At 40.2% G+C, this 18,024-nt stretch carries 30 protein-coding genes; 25 read left to right on the top strand and 5 right to left on the bottom strand.

Going from position 1 to position 18,024, the window contains the following annotated elements; genetic code table 11:
* The first annotated feature begins 14 nt into the window (after positions 1–14).
* The 25 genes from rpsQ to rpsI all read left to right on the top strand — a co-directional run bounded on the left by rpsQ (position 15) and on the right by rpsI (position 13,668).
* Positions 15–284, top strand: a complete 270-nt coding sequence (rpsQ, locus tag EKM67_RS07780; RefSeq protein WP_125578450.1) for a 30S ribosomal protein S17 — start codon at positions 15–17, stop codon at positions 282–284.
* Between the two features lie 34 nt (positions 285–318).
* The gene (rplN, locus tag EKM67_RS07775) at positions 319–687 is read left to right on the top strand and encodes a 50S ribosomal protein L14 (RefSeq protein WP_125578449.1); all 369 of its coding nucleotides are present in this window, start codon (positions 319–321) and stop codon (positions 685–687) included.
* Positions 688–732: 45 nt separating this feature from the next.
* On the top strand, positions 733–1,071 hold the full coding sequence (rplX, locus tag EKM67_RS07770; protein WP_125578448.1) for a 50S ribosomal protein L24: 339 nt from the start codon (positions 733–735) through the stop codon (positions 1,069–1,071).
* A gap of 25 nt (positions 1,072–1,096) precedes the next feature.
* Positions 1,097–1,639 carry a 50S ribosomal protein L5 gene (gene rplE / locus EKM67_RS07765; RefSeq protein WP_125578447.1) on the top strand — a complete coding sequence of 181 codons (543 nt, stop codon included), beginning with the start codon at positions 1,097–1,099 and terminating at the stop codon, positions 1,637–1,639.
* A 14-nt stretch (positions 1,640–1,653) separates the two neighbouring features.
* Positions 1,654–1,839 carry a type Z 30S ribosomal protein S14 gene (locus EKM67_RS07760; RefSeq protein WP_125578446.1) on the top strand — a complete coding sequence of 62 codons (186 nt, stop codon included), beginning with the start codon at positions 1,654–1,656 and terminating at the stop codon, positions 1,837–1,839.
* 34 nt (positions 1,840–1,873) lie between these two features.
* Entirely contained in the window at positions 1,874–2,272 is a 399-nt protein-coding gene (rpsH, locus tag EKM67_RS07755; RefSeq protein ID WP_125578445.1) for a 30S ribosomal protein S8, read from the top strand.
* Positions 2,273–2,301: 29 nt separating this feature from the next.
* Positions 2,302–2,835, top strand: coding sequence for a 50S ribosomal protein L6 (gene rplF / locus EKM67_RS07750; protein ID WP_125578444.1), 534 nt, complete (start codon positions 2,302–2,304; stop codon positions 2,833–2,835).
* 18 nt (positions 2,836–2,853) lie between these two features.
* A complete protein-coding gene (gene rplR / locus EKM67_RS07745; protein WP_318531163.1) occupies positions 2,854–3,222 on the top strand; it encodes a 50S ribosomal protein L18 in 369 nt (122 codons plus the stop codon).
* A 19-nt stretch (positions 3,223–3,241) separates the two neighbouring features.
* Positions 3,242–3,742: a 30S ribosomal protein S5 gene (gene rpsE / locus EKM67_RS07740; protein WP_125578442.1), complete on the top strand. Its 501-nt coding sequence runs from the start codon at positions 3,242–3,244 to the stop codon at positions 3,740–3,742.
* Positions 3,743–3,754: 12 nt separating this feature from the next.
* Positions 3,755–3,940: a 50S ribosomal protein L30 gene (gene rpmD / locus EKM67_RS07735; RefSeq protein ID WP_125578441.1), complete on the top strand. Its 186-nt coding sequence runs from the start codon at positions 3,755–3,757 to the stop codon at positions 3,938–3,940.
* Positions 3,941–3,973: 33 nt separating this feature from the next.
* Complete coding sequence (rplO, locus tag EKM67_RS07730) at positions 3,974–4,414, top strand: 50S ribosomal protein L15 (protein ID WP_125578440.1); 441 nt, start codon at positions 3,974–3,976, stop codon at positions 4,412–4,414.
* Positions 4,414–5,709: a preprotein translocase subunit SecY gene (gene secY / locus EKM67_RS07725; RefSeq protein ID WP_125578439.1), complete on the top strand. Its 1,296-nt coding sequence runs from the start codon at positions 4,414–4,416 to the stop codon at positions 5,707–5,709. Before rplO ends, secY begins: the two co-directional genes overlap by 1 nt.
* A gap of 15 nt (positions 5,710–5,724) precedes the next feature.
* Positions 5,725–6,378 (top strand): adenylate kinase, encoded by a 654-nt coding sequence (locus EKM67_RS07720; RefSeq protein WP_125578438.1) that lies wholly within the window; start codon positions 5,725–5,727, stop codon positions 6,376–6,378.
* A gap of 150 nt (positions 6,379–6,528) precedes the next feature.
* Entirely contained in the window at positions 6,529–6,747 is a 219-nt protein-coding gene (infA, locus tag EKM67_RS07715) for a translation initiation factor IF-1 (protein ID WP_057823558.1), read from the top strand.
* A 49-nt stretch (positions 6,748–6,796) separates the two neighbouring features.
* Positions 6,797–6,913 (top strand): 50S ribosomal protein L36, encoded by a 117-nt coding sequence (gene rpmJ, locus EKM67_RS07710; RefSeq protein ID WP_057756760.1) that lies wholly within the window; start codon positions 6,797–6,799, stop codon positions 6,911–6,913.
* A gap of 16 nt (positions 6,914–6,929) precedes the next feature.
* The gene (rpsM, locus tag EKM67_RS07705) at positions 6,930–7,298 is read left to right on the top strand and encodes a 30S ribosomal protein S13 (RefSeq protein WP_125578437.1); all 369 of its coding nucleotides are present in this window, start codon (positions 6,930–6,932) and stop codon (positions 7,296–7,298) included.
* 25 nt (positions 7,299–7,323) lie between these two features.
* On the top strand, positions 7,324–7,713 hold the full coding sequence (gene rpsK / locus EKM67_RS07700; protein ID WP_057823564.1) for a 30S ribosomal protein S11: 390 nt from the start codon (positions 7,324–7,326) through the stop codon (positions 7,711–7,713).
* A 79-nt stretch (positions 7,714–7,792) separates the two neighbouring features.
* A complete protein-coding gene (locus EKM67_RS07695; RefSeq protein ID WP_125578436.1) occupies positions 7,793–8,731 on the top strand; it encodes a DNA-directed RNA polymerase subunit alpha in 939 nt (312 codons plus the stop codon).
* 24 nt (positions 8,732–8,755) lie between these two features.
* A complete protein-coding gene (gene rplQ, locus EKM67_RS07690; protein WP_125578435.1) occupies positions 8,756–9,136 on the top strand; it encodes a 50S ribosomal protein L17 in 381 nt (126 codons plus the stop codon).
* A 235-nt stretch (positions 9,137–9,371) separates the two neighbouring features.
* Positions 9,372–10,214 (top strand): energy-coupling factor ABC transporter ATP-binding protein, encoded by an 843-nt coding sequence (locus tag EKM67_RS07685; RefSeq protein WP_125578434.1) that lies wholly within the window; start codon positions 9,372–9,374, stop codon positions 10,212–10,214.
* Positions 10,190–11,059, top strand: a complete 870-nt coding sequence (locus tag EKM67_RS07680) for an energy-coupling factor ABC transporter ATP-binding protein (protein ID WP_125578433.1) — start codon at positions 10,190–10,192, stop codon at positions 11,057–11,059. The genes EKM67_RS07685 and EKM67_RS07680 overlap by 25 nt, the downstream gene beginning before the upstream one ends.
* On the top strand, positions 11,052–11,837 hold the full coding sequence (locus tag EKM67_RS07675) for an energy-coupling factor transporter transmembrane component T family protein (RefSeq protein WP_125578432.1): 786 nt from the start codon (positions 11,052–11,054) through the stop codon (positions 11,835–11,837). The genes EKM67_RS07680 and EKM67_RS07675 overlap by 8 nt, the downstream gene beginning before the upstream one ends.
* Positions 11,838–11,852: 15 nt before the next feature.
* Positions 11,853–12,635 (top strand): tRNA pseudouridine(38-40) synthase TruA, encoded by a 783-nt coding sequence (truA, locus tag EKM67_RS07670; RefSeq protein ID WP_125578431.1) that lies wholly within the window; start codon positions 11,853–11,855, stop codon positions 12,633–12,635.
* 180 nt (positions 12,636–12,815) lie between these two features.
* Complete coding sequence (rplM, locus tag EKM67_RS07665; RefSeq protein WP_125578430.1) at positions 12,816–13,259, top strand: 50S ribosomal protein L13; 444 nt, start codon at positions 12,816–12,818, stop codon at positions 13,257–13,259.
* Positions 13,260–13,287: 28 nt separating this feature from the next.
* A complete protein-coding gene (gene rpsI / locus EKM67_RS07660; RefSeq protein WP_125578465.1) occupies positions 13,288–13,668 on the top strand; it encodes a 30S ribosomal protein S9 in 381 nt (126 codons plus the stop codon).
* 225 nt (positions 13,669–13,893) lie between these two features.
* Here rpsI and EKM67_RS07655 read toward each other — a convergent pair whose 3' ends face one another.
* From EKM67_RS07655 to EKM67_RS07635, 5 genes are all read right to left on the bottom strand, one after another.
* Positions 13,894–15,135, bottom strand: a complete 1,242-nt coding sequence (locus EKM67_RS07655; protein ID WP_125553122.1) for a tyrosine-type recombinase/integrase — start codon at positions 15,133–15,135, stop codon at positions 13,894–13,896.
* Between the two features lie 66 nt (positions 15,136–15,201).
* Positions 15,202–15,450 (bottom strand): helix-turn-helix transcriptional regulator, encoded by a 249-nt coding sequence (locus tag EKM67_RS07650; RefSeq protein WP_225417348.1) that lies wholly within the window; start codon positions 15,448–15,450, stop codon positions 15,202–15,204.
* A 483-nt stretch (positions 15,451–15,933) separates the two neighbouring features.
* Positions 15,934–16,146, bottom strand: a complete 213-nt coding sequence (locus tag EKM67_RS07645; RefSeq protein WP_125553120.1) for a helix-turn-helix domain-containing protein — start codon at positions 16,144–16,146, stop codon at positions 15,934–15,936.
* Positions 16,147–16,161: 15 nt separating this feature from the next.
* On the bottom strand, positions 16,162–16,560 hold the full coding sequence (locus EKM67_RS07640; RefSeq protein ID WP_125578429.1) for a sigma factor-like helix-turn-helix DNA-binding protein: 399 nt from the start codon (positions 16,558–16,560) through the stop codon (positions 16,162–16,164).
* Positions 16,561–16,649: 89 nt separating this feature from the next.
* Entirely contained in the window at positions 16,650–17,198 is a 549-nt protein-coding gene (locus tag EKM67_RS07635; protein WP_125553118.1) for a TetR/AcrR family transcriptional regulator, read from the bottom strand.
* Positions 17,199–18,024: the final 826 nt, after the last annotated feature.

Below are 18,024 nucleotides of genomic sequence, written 5' to 3'. Positions count from 1 at the left end.
GGGAGATTCACAACTTGAGCGAAGAAACTCGTAATCATCGTAAAGTTTACCAGGGCCGCGTTATTTCCGACAAAATGGAAAAAACGATCACGGTTTCTGTTGAAACATACCATACACATCCTGTCTATGGAAAGCGTGTCAAGTACTCGAAGAGATACTATGTGCATGACGAAAACAACGAAGCAAAAGTTGGCGATATTGTTCGGATCATGGAAACTCGTCCGCTATCTCGTTCAAAACGCTTCCGTTTATTAGAAGTTGTTGAAAAGTCTGTTATCATTTAAAGAATGTTAAGAATGACGAGAGGAGGAAACTAAAGTGATTCAACAAGAAAGTCGACTTAAAGTTGCTGATAATTCAGGTGCTCGTGAGATCTTAACAATCAAGGTTCTGGGTGGTTCTAATCGTAAGACTGCCAATATCGGTGATACAATTGTTGCTACTGTTAAACAAGCAACACCAGGTGGCGTTGTCAAAAAAGGTGACGTTGTTAAGGCAGTCATCGTACGTACGCGCTCAGGTGCACGCCGTACAGATGGTTCATATATCCGCTTCGACGAAAACGCAGCTGTAATCATCAACCCAGACAAGAGCCCTCGTGGTACTCGTATTTTTGGGCCAGTTGCTCGTGAACTTCGTGATAACGACTTTATGAAGATCGTCTCATTAGCTCCAGAAGTTTTATAATAGTCAACCATTTCAAGTAGTCCATGAGGAGGTGCACATCAGACGATGTTCGTAAAAACTGGTGATAAAGTCAAAGTAATTAGCGGCAAAGATAAGGGTAAAGAAGGCAAGGTACTTAAAGTTCTTGCTAAGAAAGACCGTGTCATTGTCGAAGGCATTAGCATTGCAAAAAAACATCAAAAACCATCTAACTCGGATCCCCAAGGCGGAATCAAAGATCAAGAGGTTGCGATTCATGTTTCTAACGTGATGTTGATCGATCCTTCAACTAATGAACCAACTCGTATTGGTTATCAAGTAGTTGATGGCAAGAAAGTCCGTATTTCTAAAAAGACGGGCCAACCAATCGGTAAAGCCGAAAAAACTGAAAAAGCCGATAAGTAAGCAAGGAAGGGAGGATAACTCTTAAATGACGAGTCGCTTAAAAGAACGCTACGTTAAAGAAATCACACCTGCTTTAGTTGAAAAGTTTAACTACAGTTCTGTAATGCAGGTGCCAAAGATTGAAAAAATCGTTTTAAATATGGGTGTTGGTGACGCCGTTTCTAACTCTAAAAACTTAGATAATGCCGTTGAAGAATTAACACTTATTTCTGGTCAAAAGCCATTAATTACCAAAGCAAAGAAGTCCATTGCCGGATTCCGTTTGCGTGAAGGTATGTCAATTGGTGCCAAGGTTACCTTGCGTGGGGAACGGATGTATGACTTCTTAGATAAGTTGATCAACGTTTCATTACCACGTGTTCGTGACTTTCATGGTGTCAGCACACGTTCATTTGATGGTCGTGGCAACTACACATTAGGTGTCAAAGAACAATTAATTTTCCCTGAAATCGATTTTGAAAAAGTTGCACGCGTTCGTGGATTGGATATTGTTATTGTAACAACAGCTGATACTGACGAAGAATCACGTGAACTCTTAACACAAGTCGGCATGCCATTTGCCAAATAAAGGAGGTCGAACAATTGGCTAAAAAGTCTTTAGTTGTCAAGAATCATCGCCCAGCGAAATTCTCAACACAAGAATATACACGTTGCGAACGTTGTGGTCGTCCACATTCTGTTTATCGCAAATTCAAGCTTTGCCGTGTTTGCCTTCGTCAATTAGCACATGAAGGTCAAATCCCCGGAATGACAAAAGCTAGCTGGTAATTTAATTAGACAGGAAATGGAGGTATATTAATCAATGGTCATGACTGATCCAATTGCAGATTATCTAACTCGTATTCGTAACGCCAACATGGTGCGTCACGATGCATTAGATGTTCCTGCCTCAACAATCAAAAAAGACATCTCTGAAATTCTGAAGCGCGAAGGTTTTATTCGCGATTATGAAGTTACTGAAGATGGTAAGCAAGGTATGATCCGCGTATTCTTGAAATATGGTGCCAATCGCCAACGCGTTATTTCTGGCTTGAAGCGTATTTCAAAACCTGGTCTTCGTAGCTATGTCAAAGCTGACGATGTTCCCAAGGTTTTGAATGGCTTAGGTATTGCAATCTTATCAACATCCGAAGGCGTTCTTACAGACAAAGAAGCACGTGCAAAGAACGTCGGCGGCGAAGTTTTAGCTTATGTATGGTAATTTCTAAAAGTTAGGAGGTGTTTCATTAAATGAGTCGTATTGGTAATAAAGTAATCGAACTTCCAGCGGGAGTGACGGTTACAACAACAGATGGAAATAAAGTCACTGTTAAGGGCCCAAAAGGTGAATTAACACGAGTTTATGACCCAGCAATTACTATTAATGAAGAAAATAATGTTCTTTCCTTTACACGACCTGACGATAGTTATAAAGCACTTCATGGTACAACACGTGCCAACGTTAATAGCATGGTTATTGGTGTAACTGAAGGTTATATCAAGAAACTGCAATTAGTCGGTGTCGGCTATCGTGCACAACTTAAAGGTAAAACATTAGTACTTAGTGTTGGCTTCTCTCATCAAGTTGAGGTTGAAGCTCCAGAAGGCATTACTATCGAAGTTCCTTCTAACACGGAAATTAATGTTAGTGGTATCAGCAAACAAAAAGTTGGTCAACTTGCTGCTGAGATCCGCGATATCCGTCCACCAGAACCTTACAAAGGCAAAGGTATTCGTTATGTTGATGAATATGTTCGTCGTAAGGAAGGTAAGACTGGTAAGTAATTAATAATAATTTATGAGGTGAACATTGTGATTTCAAAACCAGACAAGAATAAAACACGGCAAAAACGTCACACACGTGTCCGTGGCAAAATCTCTGGTACTGCCGAGCGCCCACGCTTGAACGTATTCCGTTCTAACAAAAACATCTATGCTCAATTAATTGATGACGTAGAGGGTGTAACGCTCGCAAGTGCTTCAACTCTTGATAAAGAGTTAACTGCAACAGGTTCTAAAGTAGAAAACGCTCAACAAGTTGGCGAATTAGTTGCAAAACGTGCGCAAGCTAAGAACATTACCGAAGTTGTCTTCGATCGTGGCGGCTATCTCTATCACGGCCGTGTTCAAGCTTTAGCTGAATCAGCTCGTGAAAACGGACTTAAATTCTAGAAAGGAGAAAACCACACATATGACTTATATTGATCCAACTCATTTAGATTTAGAAGACCGCGTTGTTACTATCAACCGTGTCACTAAGGTTGTTAAAGGTGGACGTCGTCTTCGCTTCGCTGCAATTGTAATTGTTGGCGATAAAGCTGGACACGTTGGCTTTGGTACTGGTAAAGCGCAAGAAGTTCCAGAAGCAATTCGCAAGGCTAGTGAAAATGCTAAGAAGAGCTTGATTGAAATTCCTTTAGTTGGTACAACCATTCCTCACGAAGCCTTTGGACACTTCGGTTCTGGCCATATTATGTTAAAGCCAGCCGTTGAAGGTTCTGGGGTCAGTGCTGGTGGTGCTGTCCGTGCCATTATGGAATTGGGTGGCGTTGCTGATGTAACTTCTAAGTCATTAGGTAGTAACACACCAATTAACGTTATCCGTGCCACAATGGATGGATTAAAGCAGCTTAAGACTGCTGAGCAAATCGCTAGTCTACGTGGTATTTCTGCTCAAGACTTACAAAATTAGGAGGCTTTGTCGATGGCAAATATTAAAATCACGTTAACACATAGTGCTGCGCATCGCCTTCCTGCTCAAAGAAAGATTGTTAAAGAGTTAGGATTGGGTCGTATCAATAGTAGCGTCGTTAAACCAGACAATGCTGCTACTCGTGGCGCAATTTTTAAAATTTCTCATTTAGTTGAGATCGAAGAAGTTCAAGATTAATTACAGATATAATACAAGGAGGTGCTAGACTTCATGAACTTGCATGAATTAAAAGCTAATGAAGGTTCCCGTCGCGATCGCAAACGTGTTGGCCGTGGTACTTCATCAGGTCAGGGTAAAACAGCTGGTCGTGGTCAAAAAGGCCAATTAGCCCGTTCTGGTGGTAAGACTCGTCTTGGTTTCGAAGGTGGACAAATGCCTTTGTTCCGTCGTATGCCTAAACGCGGATTCAAGAACGTGAACCGTAAAGAATATGCAATTGTTAGTCTTAACGATTTGAATCGTTTTGATGACGGCGCAGAAGTTACAACTGAAGCATTGTTAAATGCTGGAATCATCAAGAAACAACTTGATGGCGTCAAGCTCTTAGCTAACGGCGAGTTAACTGTTAAAGTTAGCGTGAAAGTTGCTAAATATTCTGCAGCCGCAAAAGAAGCTGTCGAAGCTGCTGGTGGTTCAGTCGAGGTGATCTAATGCTCACGACATTGCGAAATGCATTAAAAGTGAAAGAAATTCGTAAAAAAATCTTCTTTACACTATTCATTCTTTTGATTTACCGCCTTGGGACACAAATCACTGTTCCTGGTGTTAATGCAGCTGCATTAACCGATGGAACTTCTGGTTTGGTCGCATTGTTGGATACTGTCAGTGGTGGTGGGTTATCTAATTACTCATTGTTTTCAATGGGTGTTTCTCCTTTCATTACTGCGCAGATCGTCATTCAACTTTTACAGATGGATATTATTCCGAAGTTTGTTGAATGGAGTAAACAAGGTGAAGTTGGTCGGCGTAAGTTGAATCAAGCGACTCGTTGGTTAACGATCGTTTTAGCATTTGTTCAATCGATTGGGATTACAGCAGGACTTAACTATTTAAGTGGCAACGCGTTGGTTAAAAACCTCAGTGTTCAAACTTTTATCGTTCTTGGTATAATTCTGACCGGTGGTACAATGTTACTGACTTGGCTCGGTGATCAAATCACTGATAAGGGTGTTGGTAATGGCGTTTCAATGATTATTTTTGCGGGTATCATTGCTCGACTTCCTCAAGGTGTTTACGAATTAGTTAACGATAATATCGTTAATAATATTGGCACAAGCGATTTATACACAGGAATCTTATTGTTATTGGCTTTAGTCATTGCAGTTTTATTCGTTGTTTATTGGGTCACTTATGTTCAACAAGCTAATCGTAAAGTTCCTATTCAATATACACGCCGTGCAGCTGGCGGCGGTAGCGAGAGTTATTTACCTTTAAAAGTGAATGTTTCCGGCGTGATCCCTGTGATCTTTGCCAGTTCATTCATTGTTACACCTTCAACGATTCTGATGTTATTCCAACAGAATCATAGTCAAGATGGTTGGTTCCTAACTTTAAGCAATATTTTCAGTATGCAAACAACCGCTGGTTCATTGATTTATACTGTTTTAATCGTCTTGTTCACGTTCTTCTACGCATTTGTTCAGGTCAACCCTGAAAAACTTGCTGAGAATTTACAAAAACAGGGTGCTTATATTCCTAGTGTTTGGCCGGGTAAAGAAACTGAGAAATATTTCTCAGGTTTACTGATGCGCCTTTCAACTGTTGGTTCAATCTTCTTGGGTGCGGTAGCTTTGTTACCACAACTCGCAGCTAATCTTTGGGGATTACCTCAATCTATCGGTTTAGGTGGAACTAGTTTGTTGATCGTCGTAGGTGTTGCTTTGGAAACTTCACGGCAACTCGATGGTTTGATGATGAAACGGCAGTATGTTGGCTTTATTCGTTAATTGGAGGTACTAAAGGTGAACTTGATATTGATGGGGTTGCCTGGGGCCGGTAAAGGAACTCAAGCAGAAAAAATCGTTGATGCTTATCATTTAGCACATATCTCGACCGGTGACATGTTTCGTGAGGCTATGGCTGAAGAAACAAAAGTCGGTTTAGAGGCTAAAAAGTACATGGACAACGGCAATTTGGTTCCTGATGAAGTCACTAGCGCTCTTGTTAAGGAACGGCTGCAAAAGCCTGACACTAACGTGGGTTATATGCTGGATGGCTTTCCAAGAACGATTGCCCAAGCTGAAGCGCTCGAAACAATTGCTTCCGAGTTGCAGAAGCCTGTTGATGCAGTGATCAACATTGATGTTGATCCTGCAGTTCTGGTTGATCGTCTTTCAGGTCGGTTCATTTGCCGGACTTGTGGTGCAACTTACCACAAGTTATACAACAAGCCGAAAGTTGAAGGGACTTGTGATCGCTGTGGTGGTCATGACTTTTATCAACGTGAAGATGATAAGCCAGAAACGGTTAAAAACCGTTTGGCAGTAAATATTAAAATGAATACACCGTTACTTGATTTTTATCGGGGTAAAGGTTTACTTTATACCGTTAATGGTGAACAAGATATTGATCTGGTTTTTGATGAAATTAAGTTGATTTTGTCAAAATTAAACTAACTCTTGGTTCAGTGGTATAAAGTAAAGATAAGTTCTTGGCAAAATGAATGAGTCTGTGTTAGACTTAGTCTTTGTTACTGCCAAGTGAGAGATATTTATCCTCGCTGTTTTTCTGTATCCACTTGTTCAACCAATTAGGAGGAATATTTTTTGGCAAAAGATGACGTAATTGAAATCGAGGGAACTGTTACTGACACACTTCCTAATGCAATGTTTAAAGTTGAATTAGAGAACGGTCATTCTGTGCTAGCACATGTTTCTGGTAAGATCAGGATGCATTACATTCGTATACTTCCTGGCGATAAAGTTACAGTCGAATTATCACCGTACGATCTCACCAAAGGCCGTATTACTTACCGTTATCGCTAGTAAGTAGTATTATTCTATGGTTTCGTATTAATTCAGGAGGCTTATAATAATGAAAGTTAGACCATCCGTAAAACCAATGTGTGAACATTGTAAAGTTATTAAGCGCAAGGGTCGCGTTATGATCATTTGCTCTGCAAATCCAAAGCACAAACAACGTCAAGGTTAATAGGAGGTGTCATTGAATGGCTCGTATCGCAGGTGTTGATTTACCCCGTGAAAAGCGCATCGTCATTGCTTTAACTTATATTTATGGTATTGGCGACACTACTGCTCACAAAATTTTAAGCGCCGCTGGTGTTTCTGAAGATGTTCGTTCTAAAGATTTAACACCAGATGAAGAAGATAAGATTCGTGCGGCAGTTGATAATGTCCGTGTCGAAGGTGATTTACGTCGTGAAGTTACGCGTAATATCAAACGTCTTCAAGATATCGGTTCTTATCGTGGAATCCGTCATCGTCGTGGCTTGCCCGTTCGTGGTCAAAACACGAAGAACAATGCACGTACGCGTAAAGGTCCAAAGGTTTCTATTGCAGGTAAGAAGAAAGTATAATTTTAGATAGGAGGTAAATGAATTCATGGCAGTTCGTAAAGGAACACGTAAGCGTCGTGTTAAGAAAAATATCGAAGCCGGCGTTGCACATATTCATTCAACGTTTAACAACACTTTAGTAATGATTACTGATCCTCAAGGCAATGCTGTTGCATGGTCTTCTGCTGGTGCGCTCGGATTCAAGGGTAGCCGTAAATCAACACCATTTGCTGCACAAATGGCTGCTGAAGCTGCTGCTAAAGAATCAATGGAGCATGGTATGAAGTCTGTTGAAGTTGCTGTTAAAGGTCCTGGCTCAGGTCGTGAAGCTGCAATTCGTTCGTTACAGGCTACTGGCTTGGAAATCAGCGCTATTCGTGACGTTACACCCGTGCCACATAACGGATCTCGTCCTCCAAAGCGTCGTCGTGTTTAGTGGCCGTTGTTCACAATCAGCGTTATAGTTACGTTTTGAAGCAACACACGACACACGTTTTGAAAGGGGTAAAGATTGAATGATCGAATTTGAAAAGCCGAACATTACAAAGGTTGATGAGAGCACCAACTATGGTAAGTTTGTAATTGAACCGCTGGAACGTGGTTATGGTACCACGCTCGGCAACTCATTAAGACGGATTTTATTGTCGTCTTTACCTGGCTCTGCTGTCTCAAGTATTCAAATTGATGGTGTTTTACACGAATTCTCGACCATCGATGGGGTCATGGAAGATGTCACCCAGATTATCCTGAATATTAAAAAAATTGCACTCAAAAATCACTCGGAAGAACAAAAGGTTGTTGAAATTGATGTAGATGGCCCAGCGACGGTTACAGCTGCGGATATCAAAGCTGATGACGATATTGAAGTTCTGAATCCAGAGCAATATATTTGTTCAATCGCTGAGGGTGGTCATGTACACATGCAAATGACAGTTAGCAACGGACGTGGTTATGTTCCTGCTGACCAAAACAAATCTGGCGATATGCCGATTGGTGTTATTGCAATCGATTCAATTTTTACCCCGATCAACCGAGTTAATTATCAGGTCGAAAGTACCCGTGTTGGTAAGCGTAATGACTTTGATAAACTAACCTTAGATGTTTGGACAGATGGTTCGATTTCACCACGCGAAGCAATTAGTCTAGCTGCAAAAATTCTTTCAGATCATTTAAATATCTTTGTAGATCTTTCCGATGAGGCGAAGAATACAGATGTCATGGTCGAAAAAGAAGAAACGCAGAAAGAAAAGAAATTAGAAATGACGATCGAAGAATTAGATCTGTCAGTTCGTTCTTATAACTGTTTGAAGCGTGCTGGAATCAACACAGTTCAAGAATTAACTAATAAGTCTGAAGCAGACATGATGAAGGTTCGTAATCTTGGTCGCAAGTCACTTGAAGAAGTGAAAGCCAAGTTACATGATTTGACTTTGTCATTACGCTCAGAAGAATAATTTTGATTAAAAGGAGGTAAATTCATGAGTTATCGTAAATTAGGTCGTGCCTCAGCACCTCGTAAGGCTATGTTACGCGATTTAACAACCGATTTGCTGGTCCATGAACGAATTGAAACAACTGAAACTCGTGCTAAGGAAATCCGTCGCTCTGCTGAAAAGATGATCACTTTAGGCAAACGTGGAGACTTACATGCACGGCGTCAAGCTGCAGCATATGTTCGTAATGAAATTGCTGATATTCGTGAAGAAGGCGAAGATGTTATTGTTCAATCAGCTTTACAAAAGTTGTTTAGTGACATTGCACCTCGCTATGCTGACCGTAATGGTGGCTACACTCGTATTTTGAAGACAAGAGAACGTCGCGGTGATGGCGCACCAATGGTTATTATCGAATTAGTTTAGTATCGCACGATTAATTTCGGCCAATTTTCATTTCACAAATGTGAGCGTGAGCGTTACGATGATGGGAACCCACCAAGTCTAGCTTAGAAATCCGGATTGTCGATTTCCCATTTGTGAATGATTATTGTACATAGAATAAAGTTAGGAGGCCAAGACAAATCGGTTTTGTTTGGCCTCTTTTTGTATCCATTTATGGTAGAATGTTAACATGATTATTTAAGAAAGACAGGGAAAAATGAATTCGACTCCAATCATTGACGTCAAGAATGTCACGTATAGTTATCCGTATGCTGAACAACCTGCTTTAAATCAAATCAGTCTACAAATCATGCCCGATCAGTGGATTGCCATTGTTGGACACAATGGGAGTGGCAAGAGCACGCTCGCAAAAACCTTCAACGGATTAATCGAACCTCAGTCTGGTGAGATTTATTTTAACGGTGAATTACTTTCTGAGGAGACCATTTGGGATGTTCGACGGCAGTTAGGTATCGTGTTTCAAAATCCGGACAACCAATTCGTCGGCGCGACTGTTGCTGACGATGTGGCTTTCGGTATGGAAAATAATGGGGTTCCTCGAGAAAAGATGCTTGTTCGTGTAGAGGAAGCTTTGAAACAGGTGCGGATGTGGGATTATCGTCACCAGGAACCGGCGCGACTGTCTGGCGGTCAAAAACAACGAGTCGAGTTGGCCGGTGTATTGGCTCAACGCCCGAAGGTGATCATACTCGACGAAGCAACGAGTATGTTAGATCCTCAAGGTCGCAGCGAAATTATTGAATTGATGATGCAATTACGTGAACAAGGTGATTTTACAATTATTTCAATCACACATGACGTTGATGAAGCTGCATTGGCTGACCAAATCGTTTTAATTGATTCGGGTGAATTGATTACGCAAGGCACACCTAGCGAGATATTCACTCAAGCTGAACGATTGCACGAACATGGCCTGATTGTACCGTTGAGTGAGCAAGTCAGAACCGATTTAGTGGCGGCTGGCGTCGGATTACCGGATAAATATTTGGATGAAACCCAATTGGTGGATGAATTATGGACATTACATTCGAACATGTGAATTATACTTACCAACCCAACTCTCCTTTAGCAACATTAGGATTGAAGGATATCAATTTAAAATTTACGAGCGGCTCTTATGTAGCCATCATCGGTCAAACGGGTAGTGGAAAATCAACGCTGCTTCAACACCTCAACGCCTTATTGCGTCCCAGCAGTGGACGTGTGTTGATTGGTGATCAGGCGGTGATGACAACCACAAAGAATAAGGAATTGCATGATCTGCGTCGCAGCGTTGGCTTGGTCTTTCAATTCCCTGAGAGTCAACTTTTCGAAGAGACCGTTTTGAAAGATGTGGCGTTTGCGCCGAAGAATTTCGGTAAAAGTGAAGCTGAAGCAACTGAAATTGCGCGTGATACGCTCAGATTAGTGGGTATCGACGAGTCACTCGAAGATAAAATGCCGTTCGACTTGTCGGGTGGGCAAATGAGACGAGTGGCCATTGCTGGGGTTCTAGCGATGCAGCCTGAGGTTTTGGTGTTAGATGAACCGACTGCGGGACTAGATCCACTAGGACGTCAACAAATCATGCAATTATTTCAGCGGATCCATGAAGAACGTGGGATCACGATCATCTTGGTCACTCATCAAATGGATGACGTGGTGGCTTACGCGGACCAAGCAGTTGTGATGTCACATGGCGAGATTGCTAAAGTTGGGACGCCCGCAGAAGTTTTCGCAGATTTAGATTGGTTGACTGCACATAATTTGGAATTACCGAGCACAGGGCGGTTAGTACAACGACTGCAACAAAAAGGATTCAAATTTACGCGGATGCCATTAACAGTTAATGAACTGTTAGCGGATTTAGAACCCCAATTGAAACGGGGGTCGCAACTTGGATAATTTAATTTTCGGACGATATTATCCCGGCAATTCTTTCGTGCATCGATTAGACCCTCGGTTAAAGTTGATTATCAATATCATGTTTATTGTCTTGATTTTTCTATTGAACAATTGGTATGACTATTTGATTTTAGGCGTGGTCGTTCTCACGGGTGTGGTTCTTTCGGGTGTGTCGATTCGGTTCTTCATCAAGGGCTTACGACCAATGTTATTGCTGATTTTATTCACAGTTGCACTGCAATTATTCTTCACGACGGGGAAAACTGTCTATTGGCAATGGGGGTGGTTGGCTATCAGTCAAGAAGGATTGATCAATGCGTCGTACATTGCCGTTCGCTTCTTATTGATCATCTTCATGTCGACGTTGTTAACTTTGACGACCCAACCTTTGGAAATTGCTGATGGATTAGAATATTTAATTCGCCCGTTGAAAATGATCAAGTTCCCCGTGAATGATGTGGCGTTGATGTTGTCGATCGCCTTGCGTTTCGTGCCTAAATTAATGGATGAAACGACTAAAATCATGAATGCTCAGCGTGCACGTGGAGTAGATTTCAATAATGGTAGTATTCTTAAACGCGTTAAGGCCTTGATTCCGTTACTAATTCCGCTGATGATGAGTAGCCTGGATATCGCCACTGATTTAACGACCGCCATGATTTCTCGTGGCTATCGTGATGGGGAAGGGCGTAGTCGTTTTCGCGTTTTGAAATGGCGGCGGCGTGATAGCTTGACACTATTATTTTTCGTGGTGATTGCTGCAGTCGTGATTATTTAAAGGAAGTGCTCAACTTTGCCTCGTTATAAAGTAACAGTTGCCTATGATGGCACCAAATATGCTGGCTTTCAGAGCCAGCCGGATCAACGAACCGTTCAAGGAACACTACAAGCCGCCCTCACGAAAATGAATAAGGGCGGCTTTATTCGTGTATATGGGTCTGGACGAACGGATGCCGGTGTTCATGCGCTTGGCCAAGTGATCCACTTCGATTATCCTAAAGAAATTCCAGCGCGTAATATGTTATTAGCCTTGAATAGTTTATTGCCTTTAGATACAGAAGTGGTCGCTAGTGAGATCACCACTGCCGATTTCCACGCACAATTCGATACGATCGCCAAATGTTATCGTTATCGGGTCAGTAGAGGCCGCTTCACGGATCCTTTCAAACGTTTCTATACCGGACACTACCCATATCCAATCGACGTTAAACGAGTCGAGGTGGCCATTTCAGACCTGCTAGGTGAACATGACTTCACGAGCTTTGCAGCAAGTGGTGGGGTCATCAAAAATAAAGTGCGGACGATTTATTCTGCAACGTTAACGGTTGATGAGCCAAATAATGAATTGATTTTTGAATTTGTAGGTAATGGTTTCTTGTACAATATGGTACGTATCTTAGTTGCAACTTTATTGGAAATTGGTAACGGCCGCCGCGATGTTCATGATTTTCAGCGGTTGTTTCTCGTTAAAGATCGCCAGCAAGCTCGGGGAACCGCACCAGCAAGTGGGCTTTATCTGAAAAAAGTTTACTATCCAGGTGATGAAGCCAGCTTAGAATCTATTCGAATGATTTGATTAGTGTTGAATGAAAAGACTAATTTTTCAGAAAAGTTTTTGAAAAAAGTGAGATAACGCTCGTTAGTTATTGACTTTAGGCCGAATTTTAGGTAAACTAATTCTTGGTATTTGTTTGCCCCACGATAGGCCCCGGAACTTATTAGGTGTCAAACAAAATTATTTATGGAGGAATTTATCGTGCGTACAACCCCTTTAACAAAGCCAGCAGACGTTGAACACAAGTGGTATGTAGTAGATGCAACAGATATTGCGTTAGGTCGCTTATCTGCTGTTGTGGCTTCAATTCTACGTGGAAAGAACAAGCCAACATTCACACCCAATGTCGATACTGGTGACAATGTCATCGTAATCAATGCATCACAAATCAAATTAACTGGTAATAAAGCAACTGACAAGTTGTATCAACATCATAGTGATCATCCCGGTGGTTTAAAGACTCGCACTGCTGGTGACTTACGTGCAAACAATCCTGTTCGCTTGCTTGAACTTTCAATCAAGGGCATGTTACCAAAGAATACCTTGGGTCACCAAGAATTCATGAAGTTACATGTTTATGCAGGTGCTGAACACGAACAACAAGCACAAAAACCAGAAGTCTTGGATTTAACCAAGTTAATTTAGGGAGGAAATTATAGTGGCACAACAAGTTATGTATAATGCGACTGGTCGCCGTAAAGATTCCGTTGCGCGTGTTTTCCTCGTTCCTGGAACAGGTAAAATTACGATCAACAACAAACCAGCTGAAGAATATGTTCCATTTGCTAGTTTAATTTTAGATATGAAACAACCATTAACTTTAACAGAAACTGATGGCAGTTATGACATCAATGTTAACGTTCATGGTGGTGGTTTTGCAGGCCAAGCAGGCGCAACTCGTCACGGTATCGCTCGTGCGTTGTTAACTGTTGATCCTGATTTCCGTGGCGTTCTCAAACGTGCAGGCATGTTAACACGTGACCCACGTATGAAAGAACGTAAGAAGCCAGGTCTTAAGAAAGCTCGTAAAGCTAGTCAATTTTCAAAGCGTTAATATCGTTGGGATATCAACGTTTCAAGCACATTACCGTTGGTACGGTGGTGTGTTTTTTTGTGCCGTTTTTAGCAATTGGTACGACGGTTGGTACGAAGCCTTCCGTTGTTTCGTGTGCGAAGCCTTTTTTGAGGACTTCTTTTTATCGAGAAAAACGGTTTAAATTGACTATTATTTTGTCCGTTATTTTGACTGCTATTTGGCTGTTGTTTGGTTAAAAAGCGATTATTTGATGGATCGTTTTTTCTCTTGATTTAACCGATTTACGAACATTCTGTGGTTCTCTAAATCAATAACATCTGGTGAATTAACATAGATTCTAGTTGTTTTAATATCGGAATGCGTTAATTGTTCCGATATTTTTTCAATTGAAGCACCACCTTCATGGGCGAGTGTACTAAATGTATGCCGCAATTTGTGTGGATGTAGATGAGCTAACTCTGGATGGCGGTGCTGAATTGAATTGATTCGGTAATTTAAATAGTCACTGTGCAGTGGTTGATTAAGACCACCACGGAAGTTAGTGTACGTGAAAACCAGTTGTTCTTCATCTTGCTCAACACCGATATCTGCTAGCTCTTCTTTCTGAAGTGCTTTCCATTCACGCAGCATGGAGAGAATGTCAGCAGGTAATTCCATTTTACTGAGCTTGTGACCCTTGGTATCTTTTTCTTCACCATACTTATCCAGCGCACGGATTAAGAAGAGGTAGCCTTCATCAAAATCAATATATTTCCATTTCAACGCGTAGGATTCACTTTTACGATCACCCATGTTCAAAGTTAACAGAAATAAGAGATAATCTTGTAGAATTAACTTACCACGCTCATAATCGGCTTTAGCTGCCGCTAACCAATCCAGTAATTCACCAGCGGTCAATGATTCGCCCGCTCGCTGACGTTTTCTTTTGAGGCGGTCTTTCTTGGGTGCATTGATTAAACGAAGGGGCTTTTCAAGTCGACTATATTCGATATAATCCATCACTTCAGCTAATTCAAACATTTGGCGGACATAACTTTTTAGTGTACGAACATTCGCATACTTTTCTGACAACAAAAGCATCTCATTAATGACGATACTCTTGTCTTCATTTAGCTCGTTGATGGAATAGTCACCAAACTTTGGTAATAAATGCTTCTTGAACAAGCTAGCAGTGTTATCGATGGTTGCTTTAGTTGGAATAACGTGAGTTCGTCCAGTTGAACCGGCAATATACATTGGCCAGAAGACTTGTACATAAAAATCATGAAAACTAATGTCGCCATTCATTCTTTTTACCGGGGCTTCTTTAGTACTCTTGGCTTCATCGATCACCATATTAACTTGGCGTTCTTTACGTCTTGCTTCTTTCAATGAATCAAACGTTTTTCGATAACGTGCAGTTTTAACACCCAATACTTTACGTACACTTTGGGGATAGAACACCTCCACTCGATAGTTACCTGCTGCTGTTTTCGTAATTGCCATAATTATTTACTCCTTTGAAGTTTCCAGTAATAACTAAGTGGAAGCCCAAGTAAAGTAAACGTAAGACTACAACTTGATTCTACCATCTTGGGCCACCTTAGTCATCCATTGATCTAAAGCAATGCGATCGTAGCGAACAGAACCGCCAACACTGATTTGTGGTAGTCCGAAAGCAATCCACTTGTCCAACGTATTATTAGAAACACGGAGATAATCGCACGCTTCTTTCTTCTTCAGGTAGCGTATAGTTAATTCGGCTTCATGCTTTACTTTGCTAACTTCTTCCAAAAGAAGTGAGTAGAGTTGGGAACGCAAATTTTCAAGCTGTTTATCACTGATATTGATTGTTAATTCATTATTAATAGGAATTCACCCCTTATTGTTAAAGTTGCTTAGAAAGCATAAATTTACGTTTTAGCATAGGTAGCTAATTTTATTTATTGAACTGACTACTAAAGGTCTGTTACCAGCAGACGCATAGGAATCTCACCTCTCCTCGTTACGTGGGAGCCTCGTGGAAGTATCATTATCCATCGCTAAGATTAATGCCGTACTTGGTAGGGGGTACATTTACTGGAATAGGGGGCGCTCGCTTAAAATAAGGTTATGGCGTCTGTTACAGTCATGCTAACTTAGGGATGTTTGTCTTTAGTAGTCATTATGTAGTTGTCAAAGAGCAAGAGGAGCGTATTATTTATGTCCTCACTATATAAAGATGAAAAAAACAGTAAATTTACAACCCAGAAATGAAAAAAGATTAGGTTCCTCACCTAATCTTTTACATTGACTGGATTATTGCTATTTATTTAGGTGCTGATCAACATTGAATTTATATATGACAACAATCAGGTGCTCCTTTAAGTCCTGATAATAGTCCTCGTTGAAGTAGCCATGACCATATTTGGCCTGCCTAATACAAAGGTAGTCAAATCGCATTAGTAAGTCTGCCATGGCAAATCTGTCACCATTCTGGGCGGCGCGAATAATTGGCACTAAATTGTCTTCTTTCAAAGTTATCCTCCAAGGTTAGTTATAAATTGACTGAGCAAGGTGTGTAATAATCTGATTTCGTTGCTTATTGACTGTCTGTTGACTGATACCAAGTAATTCTCCAATTTGAGCGTCCGATGCATCTTCAACATATTTCCAATATAAAATAAATTTTTGTCTACTTAAAAGTTCTGAAACAGCAAGTGCCAGGGCATCATTTTCTATGAAGTCTTCCATTTGCCAAACATCATTGAAAGACATTTTTTCAAGCATCTGTGGGGATTCAGCTTTTAAAAGATTTTCAATGATGAAATTCTCGTAAGGAATTACGGGAACTTTTTTCTTATCTATACGGTATAGCTCAAATGATTTACGCATGACTGATTGACGGATATAGTGGATAAAGATCTTAGTGACTTCAATTTCTGATTTCAATTTGGACCTCCCAAAATTATATGATAATTGCTAGAAACTCGTCCTACACTATATAAAGATGAAAAAAGTTCATAGAATACAACTAAGATTCAAACTTTATTAATTAAGTCATTTAAAATGCAACTCATTTGTTTGCTGCTCTCTCTAAAATCATGGTTTGACCAGATAACTAGAATTTCGGTAATGCCACCAGATAGAAATGAAACTCTAAAATCGTGTGATACATTTGTTTCCAAAATTATACGTTCTCTCATCAAATGCGTGATGTATGAGTATAAGTGCTCACGTAAGAAGTTTTCCATGTTATTTTTGATTAAGTGGTCAATTAATTCAGAGTGCCAATGCAGATAGTTGAAGAAATACTCATATAAATCTATTTGAGATTGCTTTTTTACTTTTTGTAGATGGCGAACCAAAACAAGAAATTGGCTGTTAAAATATTTTCTTAGCATATCTTCTTTTGACTCGAAGTTCCAATAAAAGGAAGATCGAGAAACTCCAGCTGATTTACACAGTTCCACAATACTAATTTGTCTAATTGGCTTCTCATTCAATAATTTAACGAGAGCAGCAAATAAAAAGTTTCTAGCAATTTCATTACCATTATTAACAGGAAATGTAAATTTAAGAGTATCCATTGTACATTCACCCCTCGAATGACCAATCAATATTAATCATGTAATAAATTAGTTACAGATCATTGTGAATAATATTAGCTGAAACCCAAGCAGTTTTAAAAAAAGTTATATAAAAAGCATTCTCAATTATTTGAAATAAATTTCACCGATTTTTGGTATTACAGACAATAACCTTTTTTATAGTTGATAAATGATGCTATAAATAATCTTAACCTTCGTTATCTTTTTTAGACCAACGTTGAGCAAATTAGGGTCTGTGAAAACAACCTAAATTAGCTTTTTTTTAAAATAAACATATAAATAACCAATAAAAAGCAGGATGCGGCTTTTTATCGGTAAGCAGTAAATAACTGAACGGCTTCAAAAATAATTTAATTCAAGTTATGATTGCCTCATCAAATAATTGGTGGGCGATTTTTATTGGATAAACCGGATATTGTTCAAATTAAAATGGATCCTTCTGGTTCTCAATCGCGATCTACTATGGCAACAAAAGCCCGGCAAATTAGGATTGACACTAATAAATCGGTCGTAGTTTACAATCAGATTAACAACTATATTTTGGAGGCAGTTTTAAAGGCGGTGTTCGCTGGTGATAATTGATCAACGACAGAATCAACAAGTCTTTTTAGTTTGTGGAAAAATTGATTTACGTCGGGGAATCGGTGGTCTAGTTAGCGTTATCTAGGGTCAATTTGATTTGGATCCATACAATTGCGTTTTATATTTATTCTGTGGAACCAGAAAAGACCGTTTTAAGTGCACTAGGCCCTGTCAAGTTGACAAATGAAATAATATAAAGTTGAATCTGTTTCTAAGCGGCTTC

Origin of the sequence: Lapidilactobacillus mulanensis, assembly GCF_003946215.1 — a bacterium.
GTDB lineage: Bacteria > Bacillota > Bacilli > Lactobacillales > Lactobacillaceae > Lapidilactobacillus > Lapidilactobacillus mulanensis.
This window is presented reverse-complemented; position numbering and strand designations above follow the sequence as displayed.

What these genes read in the sequence shown, in the direction of transcription:
- rplX (WP_125578448.1), top strand. Translation starts at nt 733, where the DNA reads ATGTTCGTAAAAACTGGTGATAAAGTCAAAGTAATTAGCGGCAAAGAT.
- rplE (WP_125578447.1), top strand. Translation starts at nt 1,097, where the DNA reads ATGACGAGTCGCTTAAAAGAACGCTACGTTAAAGAAATCACACCTGCT.
- rpsH (WP_125578445.1), top strand. Translation starts at nt 1,874, where the DNA reads ATGGTCATGACTGATCCAATTGCAGATTATCTAACTCGTATTCGTAAC.
- rplF (WP_125578444.1), top strand. Translation starts at nt 2,302, where the DNA reads ATGAGTCGTATTGGTAATAAAGTAATCGAACTTCCAGCGGGAGTGACG.
- rpsE (WP_125578442.1), top strand. Translation starts at nt 3,242, where the DNA reads ATGACTTATATTGATCCAACTCATTTAGATTTAGAAGACCGCGTTGTT.
- rpmD (WP_125578441.1), top strand. Translation starts at nt 3,755, where the DNA reads ATGGCAAATATTAAAATCACGTTAACACATAGTGCTGCGCATCGCCTT.
- rplO (WP_125578440.1), top strand. Translation starts at nt 3,974, where the DNA reads ATGAACTTGCATGAATTAAAAGCTAATGAAGGTTCCCGTCGCGATCGC.
- secY (WP_125578439.1), top strand. Translation starts at nt 4,414, where the DNA reads ATGCTCACGACATTGCGAAATGCATTAAAAGTGAAAGAAATTCGTAAA.
- rpmJ (WP_057756760.1), top strand. Translation starts at nt 6,797, where the DNA reads ATGAAAGTTAGACCATCCGTAAAACCAATGTGTGAACATTGTAAAGTT.
- rpsM (WP_125578437.1), top strand. Translation starts at nt 6,930, where the DNA reads ATGGCTCGTATCGCAGGTGTTGATTTACCCCGTGAAAAGCGCATCGTC.
- rpsK (WP_057823564.1), top strand. Translation starts at nt 7,324, where the DNA reads ATGGCAGTTCGTAAAGGAACACGTAAGCGTCGTGTTAAGAAAAATATC.
- EKM67_RS07695 (WP_125578436.1), top strand. Translation starts at nt 7,793, where the DNA reads ATGATCGAATTTGAAAAGCCGAACATTACAAAGGTTGATGAGAGCACC.
- rplQ (WP_125578435.1), top strand. Translation starts at nt 8,756, where the DNA reads ATGAGTTATCGTAAATTAGGTCGTGCCTCAGCACCTCGTAAGGCTATG.
- EKM67_RS07685 (WP_125578434.1), top strand. Translation starts at nt 9,372, where the DNA reads ATGAATTCGACTCCAATCATTGACGTCAAGAATGTCACGTATAGTTAT.
- EKM67_RS07680 (WP_125578433.1), top strand. Translation starts at nt 10,190, where the DNA reads ATGGACATTACATTCGAACATGTGAATTATACTTACCAACCCAACTCT.
- rpsI (WP_125578465.1), top strand. Translation starts at nt 13,288, where the DNA reads ATGTATAATGCGACTGGTCGCCGTAAAGATTCCGTTGCGCGTGTTTTC.
- EKM67_RS07655 (WP_125553122.1), bottom strand. Translation starts at nt 15,135, where the DNA reads ATGGCAATTACGAAAACAGCAGCAGGTAACTATCGAGTGGAGGTGTTC.
- EKM67_RS07635 (WP_125553118.1), bottom strand. Translation starts at nt 17,198, where the DNA reads ATGGATACTCTTAAATTTACATTTCCTGTTAATAATGGTAATGAAATT.